The organism is Mesorhizobium sp. M5C.F.Ca.IN.020.32.2.1 (assembly GCF_004023105.1).
Taxonomy (GTDB): Bacteria; Pseudomonadota; Alphaproteobacteria; order Rhizobiales; family Rhizobiaceae; genus Mesorhizobium; species Mesorhizobium wenxiniae.
The window spans coordinates 1-7,364 of record NZ_RZSX01000258.1 but is presented as its reverse complement, the minus strand read 5'-3'; the positions used below and the strand labels follow the sequence as shown (position 1 = coordinate 7,364).

The following is a 7,364-nucleotide window of genomic DNA, read 5'->3' as shown; positions in this document are numbered from 1 at the left end:
GGTAATGAAAACCTCACGGTTCATCGTTAGCGGCATGGACTTTCCTCCCAACCAGCGCAGACGGCCCAATCAAACATGGGCCTGATCGAACAGACGGCAACAATGCCTGACTTGCCGGAAACTGTTTTGCGTTTTACGAAGATCGCATGATGAAAAACGAAAAGCCTTCGATCTTTCGCGCCGAACGCTCGACGCTCAAGGTAACGCTTCTGATATTTTCCGGGTCGTCGATCATGTGCGTGGCATCGGCGGTCGATCCGCTGCGCGCCGCCAACCGTATTGCCGGCGAGACGCTGTTCGATTTCAGGCTGGTTTCGGTGACCGGCGAAGCGCCGGTCACCACATGCGGCCTGCCGGTTGCGGTCAGTGGCCGCTTCGATGCGGCGGATATAACCGATATGCTTGTCGTCGTCGCCGGTTTCGGTACGCAGAACTATTCCACATCGGCTCTGCTTGCCGGCCTGCGCCGGTCGGCGCGCGCCGCACGCGCCTGCGGCGGTGTCGAAGCCGGCACCTGGCTGGTGGCGCGCGCCGGCCTGCTGGAAGGACGCAGCGCCACCACGCATTGGGAGGACATGGAAGATTTTTCGTCGGCCTTTCCAGGCGTCGATGTGCGCCCCGACCGCTATGTCATCGACGGGCCGGTCTTCACCTCGGGCGGCGCTTCGCCGACCTTCGACCTGATGCTGCATCTGATCCGCACGCGGCTCGGCATGGCTGTCGCGCTCGATGTGGCAAGTGTCTTCATCTACGATCAGGCGCGCGCCGCGACCGACGCGCAGCCGCTTGTCTCGCTCGGCCGACTCGACGGCTACGATCCCAGGCTGGCGCAAGCCATCCGGCTGATGGAAGCCCATGTCGACCAGCCGTTGACCATTGCCGCGGTGGCGAAGCGCGCCGGGGTGACGGCGCGAACGCTGGAGAGCATCTTTCGCAAGTCGATCGGCGAGACGCCGGGCGCCTATTATCTCAGGCTGCGGCTGGGTGCCGCGCGCCGGCTGGTGATCGACACGCGGGTGGCCATGGCCGATATTGCCGGGCGAACAGGATTCTCGTCCGCCGCGGCATTTTCCAGGGCGTTTTCAAGAGCTTTCGGCGAAGCGCCGGTCAGGCTGCGTAAGGGATAGTCGGGATTAGGCAGCGTCCTGGCGGTCGCTTTTGCCGTCGATGTGCGAGCGCATCTGTCTCGCAAGATGGGTCTCAAAGCGGCTGGCGACCGCGCGATCCCATTCGTTTGCACTGCGCGCACCGTGCTTCGGATGCGGCAGCGCCATCAGCCGGTCGATGATCGATCCGGCCTCGCCAGATGAGAGCAGGGCGTCGATTTCGCGTTCGTGCTGCATATCGTTTCGCCTCCTTCTTTCTGTTCCCGCCACGGACCACATATACGAGATTCGTGACGGCTGTTTGAAGGCAAGAGCGAGGCGATTGAGGGGCGGTGCGAGGCAAAACCTTGTCGTCAGTTCCGTCCCCGCGCAAAGCTGTTCCGGACGGCGGGTCGGTCAAGAGACCCGCCGGTGCGACACCTCAGACATACCGGTTGACGATATTCTCGAGCAGTTCCTGGCGGCCGGATCGAGGCTGCGGCTCGATCTTGTTCTTGACGACGCGTTCGGTGATCTCCTCCAGCGTCCTCTTGCCGGCAAGCATCGCCTTGGCCTCAGCCGAGTTCCAGCCGGCATAGCGCTCGGCCAGCGGTCCCGACAGCGCCTTGTCCTCGACCATGCGCGCCGCAGCCTTGAGGCCGCGTGCACAGCAATCCATGCCGCCGATATGGCCAATCAGCAGATCCTGCGGGTCGAGCGACTGGCGCCGCAACTTGGCGTCGAAATTGGTGCCGCCGGACTTGAAGCCGCCAGCCTGCAGGACCTGGTAATAGGCCAGCGCCATCTCCGGCACATTGTTGGGGAACTGGTCGGTGTCCCAGCCCGACTGGTAGTCGTTGCGGTTCATGTCGATCGAGCCGAAGATGCCGAGCGCACTGGCCAACGCCAGTTCATGCTCGAAGGAATGGCCGGCCAGGATGGCATGGCCCTGCTCGATGTTGAGCTTGACCTCCTTCTCCAGCCCGAAGCGTTTCAGGAAGCCGTAGACCGTGGCGACGTCATAGTCGTACTGGTGTTTTGTCGGCTCCTGCGGCTTCGGCTCGATCAGAATGGTGCCCTTGAAGCCGATGCGGTGCTTGTAATCGACGACCAGGTTGAGGAAGCGGCCGGCCTGTTCCTGTTCGCGGGCAAGGTCGGTGTTGAGGAGCGTCTCATAGCCCTCGCGGCCGCCCCACAGCACATAGTTCTCGCCGTTCAGCCGCTTGGTGACATCGATGCAGTGTTTCACCGTCGCTGCCGCATAGGCAAAGACATCCGGATCGGGATTGGTGGCGGCACCCGCCATGAAGCGGCGGTTGGAGAACAGGTTGGCCGTGCCCCAAAGCAGCTTGACCCCAGTCTGCTTCATCTTCGACGCAAAGTAATCGGCGATCTCATCGAGGCGCGCGGCACTTTCGGAAAAATCTTTTCCTTCCGGCCGCACATCGGCATCGTGGAAGCAGAAGTAGGGGGCACCGAGCAGCGCAAACATGTCGAAGGCGACATCGGCCTTGAGCTTGGCCAGCTCCATCGTGTCGGTGCCGCCGGCCTTGGCGAACCATGGCCGCTCAAAGGTCTGGCCGCCGAACGGATCGCCGCCCGGCCAGGCGAATGAATGCCAGTAGGCGACGGCAAAGCGCAGATGGTCTTCCAGCCGCTTGCCGGCGACAATTTCGTCGGGATTGTAGAACCGGTAGGCCAGCGGATTGGTCGAATCTGGCCCCTCATATTTGATCTTCTGGATGTCGCCGAAAAAGCCGCTGGTCATGATTGTCTGTCCTCTCGCATGGTTCTGTCCTGATTACCTCAGGCGTAATTGGTTTCGCATTGGCGTTGGATGAAAACGGTCATGTCAAAGCCCCTCAACAAAGGAGACAGACCATGACCGACCTCAACACGATCGCCGAAAACTACATCACTGCCTGGAACGAGAGCGACGCCGTGCGCCGGCAAACCTTGCTCAAGGCGGCCTTCACCGAGGACGTCAGCTACCGCGATCCGATCATGCAGGGCGACGGCCATGACGGCGTCGACGCACTGATCGAAGGCGTCCAGCAGCGTTTTGCCGGCTTCCGGTTTTCGCTGAAGGGCAAGCCGGACGGATTTGGCGACACGATCCGCTTCTCGTGGAATCTCGGGCCGGAAGGCACGGATTCGGTCATCGAAGGCACCGACATCGGCGTCATCGAGAATGGCCGCCTGAAGAGCGTCACCGGCTTTCTCGACAAGGTTCCGGCACAGTGAGGTCATCTCAGGCCTCGGCGGGGGTGGGAAACCACTCACGCTGTGGCGGCCTTGATGGCTGGGTAAAGCAAGCGGTAGCGCTGATAGGCATCCGCATAGGCATTGCTTAGCGCGGCGACCGGCTCGATAGTGGCATCGGTGGCCGGCGCCGTGCACACTCTGAGCGGATCGGCGCCCGTCGCCGCGATCATGCCGAGTCGCGCCGCACCGAAGGCAGCGCCGAAATCGCCATCGGCCGGGATGTCGACGGGCAGGCCGAGCGCGGTGGCGATTGCCTTCAGCCAATAGCGCGAGCGCGAGCCGCCGCCGATCGCCGTCACCCGCGTCAGCGTCGTGCCGGCCGTGGCCAAGGCCTCGAGACTGTCGCGGAAGGCGAAAGCCACACCTTCGACTACCGCCTGGGTCAGCACAGCGCGGCTCGATTCATGCGCAAGCCCGGTGAACGCGCCGCGGATGGCCGAGTCATTGTGCGGCGTACGCTCGCCGGAGAGATAGGGCAGGAAGGACACGCCGGTCGGCGCCTTCAGCGTATCGCCGAGTTCGGCGGTCAGCTCGCCGGCGCCTTTCCCTGATATCTCCGACAGCCAGTTGAGCGAATCGGTCGCCGACAGGATGACGCCCATCTGGTGCCAGGTGTCGGGCAGCGCGTGGCAGAACGTATGCACCGCGCTTTCCGGGTTTGGCAGATAGGCAGCGTTGGCGGCAAACAGCACGCCTGACGTGCCAAGCGAGACGAAGGCCTGGGCGGCTGCGACCGTGCCCATGCCGCAGGCCGACGCCGCATTGTCGCCGGCGCCGCCGGCGATCGGGATGCCGGCCTGCATTCCCCATTTCGAGGCCAGTTCGCTGCGCAGGGCGCCGGCTTTCTCAGTGCCTTCGACCAGTGACGGCATCTGCTTCTCGTCGAGCGACGTGGCGGAAAGCAGGTCGGATGACCAGCCTCGCTTGCCGACATCGAGCCAGGACGTGCCTGCCGAGTCCGACATCTCCGAAATATGTTCGCCGGTGAGCCAGAGCCGCAGGAAATCCTTCGGCAGCAAGACCTTTGACACTTTGGCGAAAACATCCGGCTCGTTGTTTTTCACCCAGACCAGCTTTGGCGCGGTGAAACCGGGGAAGACAATGTTGCCGGTCAGATTGCGAAAGCGCGGATCGGCGTCGAGCTTGGCCGCCTCGGCATGGCTGCGCGTGTCGTTCCACAGGATGCAGGGGCGCAGCACCTGGTCGCCGGCGTCGAGCAAGGTGGCGCCGTGCATCTGGCCGGAAAGGCCGATGCCCTTCACGGCGGCGAGTTGTCCTGGATACGAGGCGTTGAGCTCGGCAATTGCTTCCTCGCAGGCGCGGATCCAGTCGGCGGGGTTCTGCTCGGACCAGCCGGGATGCGGCCGCGACACGTCTAGTGAAGCATGGCCAGAGCCGATGACAGTCTGCCCGGCATCGATCAAAAGCGCCTTGACGCCCGACGTGCCAAGATCGAGGCCGAGATACATGGTGTCCTCCCACTGCCATTAATTTTTTCGGATCTCGAAAAAATCTGACTTCGCAGTTTTTAAGACAAGATCCGCCTCCGGTCAATTCTCCGACAAATCGGCCGCGCGCCGCGAGAACAGCGCCGACAGCAGACTGTCCGGCCGCGCCAGCGCGCGTTCCGCGGCAAGCGCCGTTGCCAGCGCATGATCGCCGGAACGCAACGCCGCTTCGATCAGCGTCAGGTCGATGACGTCGCGTTGCGCGTGGCTGCCCCCGAACCGGTGGGCGATCGCCCGGATTGGCCGGATCAGGCGTAGCGTCTCGGCATAATTGCCGTCGCCGAATGCCTTGATGGCGAGCGTCAAGGGATGGCCGACATCGCGGGTGAAGGCGGCGTTGTCGTCGTTGCCGTGCATGGCCTCGCGCTGCGCCTCGAGCAAGGCGCGAACCGGCGCTTCTTGGCCGGCGCCGACGAAGGCCATCATCGCATGGGCATCGTTGAAGGCATAGTTGCCGGCGCTGGCTTTGGTCCAGTTGGCGGCGAGCGCCGCCCAGCGGGGGCCGACATCGACGCCGCCGAGATGCAGCCGCCACAGGATCGCCGAAGCGTCGACCATGTTGAGCGCCAGCGTCGAGCGCTCGCCGTAGATCGGCCCGTCATAGAGCGCCAGCACCTGTTCGGTCTCGCCGAGATCGTAGTGAAACAGCGCCAGATGCCACCAATTGTGCACTTGTAGGAAGCTTTCCTTCGTCCAAGCTTCGGGGTTGGCTCGCATCCAAGCGATGCCGTCCTTTTGCCGGCTCTGCGTTTCCATGACGTGGGCGACGGCGTGCTGTGCCCAGCCGTCGCGCGGCTCGATGTCGACTGCCATGCGGCCAAGCTTTTCGGCGCGCGCATAGTCGCCCATTTCCTCCAGCCCGAACGCCTGCATGCCAAGTATGGCGTGGTATCCCGGCATGCCGCTTTGCCACGACGGCAGCGCGCGGCCGATGCGGTCGCGCAGCATGCGGGCATTGCCGGTGAAGAAATCGATCTGGTGCCCGGTCTGCAGCGCCAGCGCATCGAGCGGAAACTCGATGGCGATATCCTCGAGCAGACGGGCGGCTTCATGCCAGCGTCCTGCGGCAAGACGGCCGAGCGCAGCGACATGCGCCTGCTCACGCGGCGTCGCCGCAAGGGGCAGCGACGCCTCATAGCAAGTCCTGGCCACGGCTGTCGCCTCACGCTCGGTGGCGAGGCCGAAGAGATAGCCCTTGAACACATGCGCCATGACGAAGCCGGGATCCTCGGCGATGGCGCGATCGACCGAGCCGACCGGATCGCCGATGAAGCATTGCAGTTCGCGGACAGCCTGGCTGTAGGACGAGAACCCGGCCTCGGTCGCACCCGAAAATGTCAGGCCGAATGCATCCCTGACTGCCATGGCATGTCCTCAATTGCCCGAGCGCATCGCCACCGTGGCGATGCCGGCGCCGACCAGCAGCGTGCCGCCGGTGCGGTTGAAGATGCGGATCGCCAGGGGATTACGCACGACGTTGCGCGCCCTTGCCGCGATCAACGCGTAGCCGAAGGCATTGGCGAAGGCGAGCGCCAGGAAGGTCGTTTCAAGGATCAGCATCTGCGTCCAGAAGTCGGCGTGCCGGTCGAGGAACTGCGGCAGGAAGGCGACGAAGAAGGTGATGCTTTTCGGGTTGAGCGCGGTGACCAGCCAGGCATGCGCCATCATCTTGGCCGACGACACCGCGTCGAGGCGCGGCTCGGCCTTGAGCGTGCCACCGGCGCGAAACAGCTTTACGCCGAGATAGATCAGATAACCGGCGCCGATCACCTTCAGCAGCATGAATACGGTGGCCGACGCCGCCAACAGCGCGCCGATGCCCAGCATCGACAACGTCATCGCCGTGAAGTCGCCGAGCGCCACGCCGACCGCCATCGGCAGCGCGGTGCGCCAGCCCTGGCCGAGAGCATAGGACACGACCAGAAGGATGGTCGGGCCGGGAATGACAAGAAGGATCGTCGAGGCGGCGGCAAAGGCGGCCCAGTTTTCGAAGGACATGTTCGTCTCCTTGAGCTCAAAGAAAAGGATAAATCCTTGGGCTGGCAAAGATGTAAAGGGGCAGCATCGAAAATGTGCGGCGCGACGGCTCGGCCGGGAGGTTAAGGCAGGGTAAGAAGTCTTCACGCTTTTTCAACCATGATTGGTGAAAATGCACTCTATCCGGCCGGACCGTGTTTCCCGCCGACAGCGTAGGGTTTGGGTAGATGCGTGAGTTGCCGCAAGGTCTGACGCCGCCGTACAATGGCGACGAAATCGAAATCGAAATTTCCGAAATCCAGCTCTCCCGCCGCGCAGTGTTGTCCGGAGCGGGTGCGCTGGCGCTGCTCGGCGTCGCCGGCTGCAGCCAGACGCTCGATTTGTCGGCGCTGCAACTCGACGGCGTCACCACCGGCGCGATCACCCCCATCCGCCCGAGCATCAGCGTCGACAAGAACATCACCAGTCCCGATGTGATGTATGCCTCCGTCACCGACGGCGGCTTCACGCTGCCGGAAGTGCCCTACCT

General features: G+C 63.5%; 7 protein-coding genes and 1 pseudogene. 3 read left to right on the top strand and 5 right to left on the bottom strand.

Annotated elements, in window-relative coordinates:
• Positions 1–146: 146 nt before the first annotated feature.
• The gene (locus EOA86_RS14990) at positions 147–1,127 is read left to right on the top strand and encodes a GlxA family transcriptional regulator (protein ID WP_128342343.1); all 981 of its coding nucleotides are present in this window, start codon (positions 147–149) and stop codon (positions 1,125–1,127) included.
• A 6-nt stretch (positions 1,128–1,133) separates the two neighbouring features.
• Here EOA86_RS14990 and EOA86_RS14985 read toward each other — a convergent pair whose 3' ends face one another.
• On the bottom strand, positions 1,134–1,343 hold the full coding sequence (locus EOA86_RS14985; protein WP_029347507.1) for a hypothetical protein: 210 nt from the start codon (positions 1,341–1,343) through the stop codon (positions 1,134–1,136).
• 184 nt (positions 1,344–1,527) lie between these two features.
• Positions 1,528–2,853 carry a xylose isomerase gene (xylA, locus tag EOA86_RS14980; RefSeq protein ID WP_128342341.1) on the bottom strand — a complete coding sequence of 442 codons (1,326 nt, stop codon included), beginning with the start codon at positions 2,851–2,853 and terminating at the stop codon, positions 1,528–1,530.
• A 113-nt stretch (positions 2,854–2,966) separates the two neighbouring features.
• Here xylA and EOA86_RS14975 point away from each other — a divergent pair, with 113 nt between their 5' ends.
• Positions 2,967–3,329, top strand: a complete 363-nt coding sequence (locus EOA86_RS14975; protein ID WP_065011034.1) for a nuclear transport factor 2 family protein — start codon at positions 2,967–2,969, stop codon at positions 3,327–3,329.
• A 35-nt stretch (positions 3,330–3,364) separates the two neighbouring features.
• On the opposite strand, the gene xylB is transcribed toward EOA86_RS14975, so the two are convergent.
• The 3 genes from xylB to EOA86_RS14960 all read right to left on the bottom strand — a co-directional run bounded on the left by xylB (position 3,365) and on the right by EOA86_RS14960 (position 6,856).
• The gene (gene xylB, locus EOA86_RS14970; RefSeq protein ID WP_128342339.1) at positions 3,365–4,819 is read right to left on the bottom strand and encodes a xylulokinase; all 1,455 of its coding nucleotides are present in this window, start codon (positions 4,817–4,819) and stop codon (positions 3,365–3,367) included.
• Positions 4,820–4,900: 81 nt separating this feature from the next.
• On the bottom strand, positions 4,901–6,223 hold the full coding sequence (locus EOA86_RS14965) for a tetratricopeptide repeat protein (RefSeq protein ID WP_127210802.1): 1,323 nt from the start codon (positions 6,221–6,223) through the stop codon (positions 4,901–4,903).
• Between the two features lie 9 nt (positions 6,224–6,232).
• Positions 6,233–6,856, bottom strand: a complete 624-nt coding sequence (locus EOA86_RS14960; RefSeq protein WP_128342338.1) for a LysE family translocator — start codon at positions 6,854–6,856, stop codon at positions 6,233–6,235.
• 266 nt (positions 6,857–7,122) lie between these two features.
• On the opposite strand from EOA86_RS14960, the pseudogene EOA86_RS14955 reads away from it, so the two are divergent.
• Positions 7,123–7,364 (top strand): annotated as a pseudogene (locus EOA86_RS14955) (L,D-transpeptidase); the annotation flags it as partial.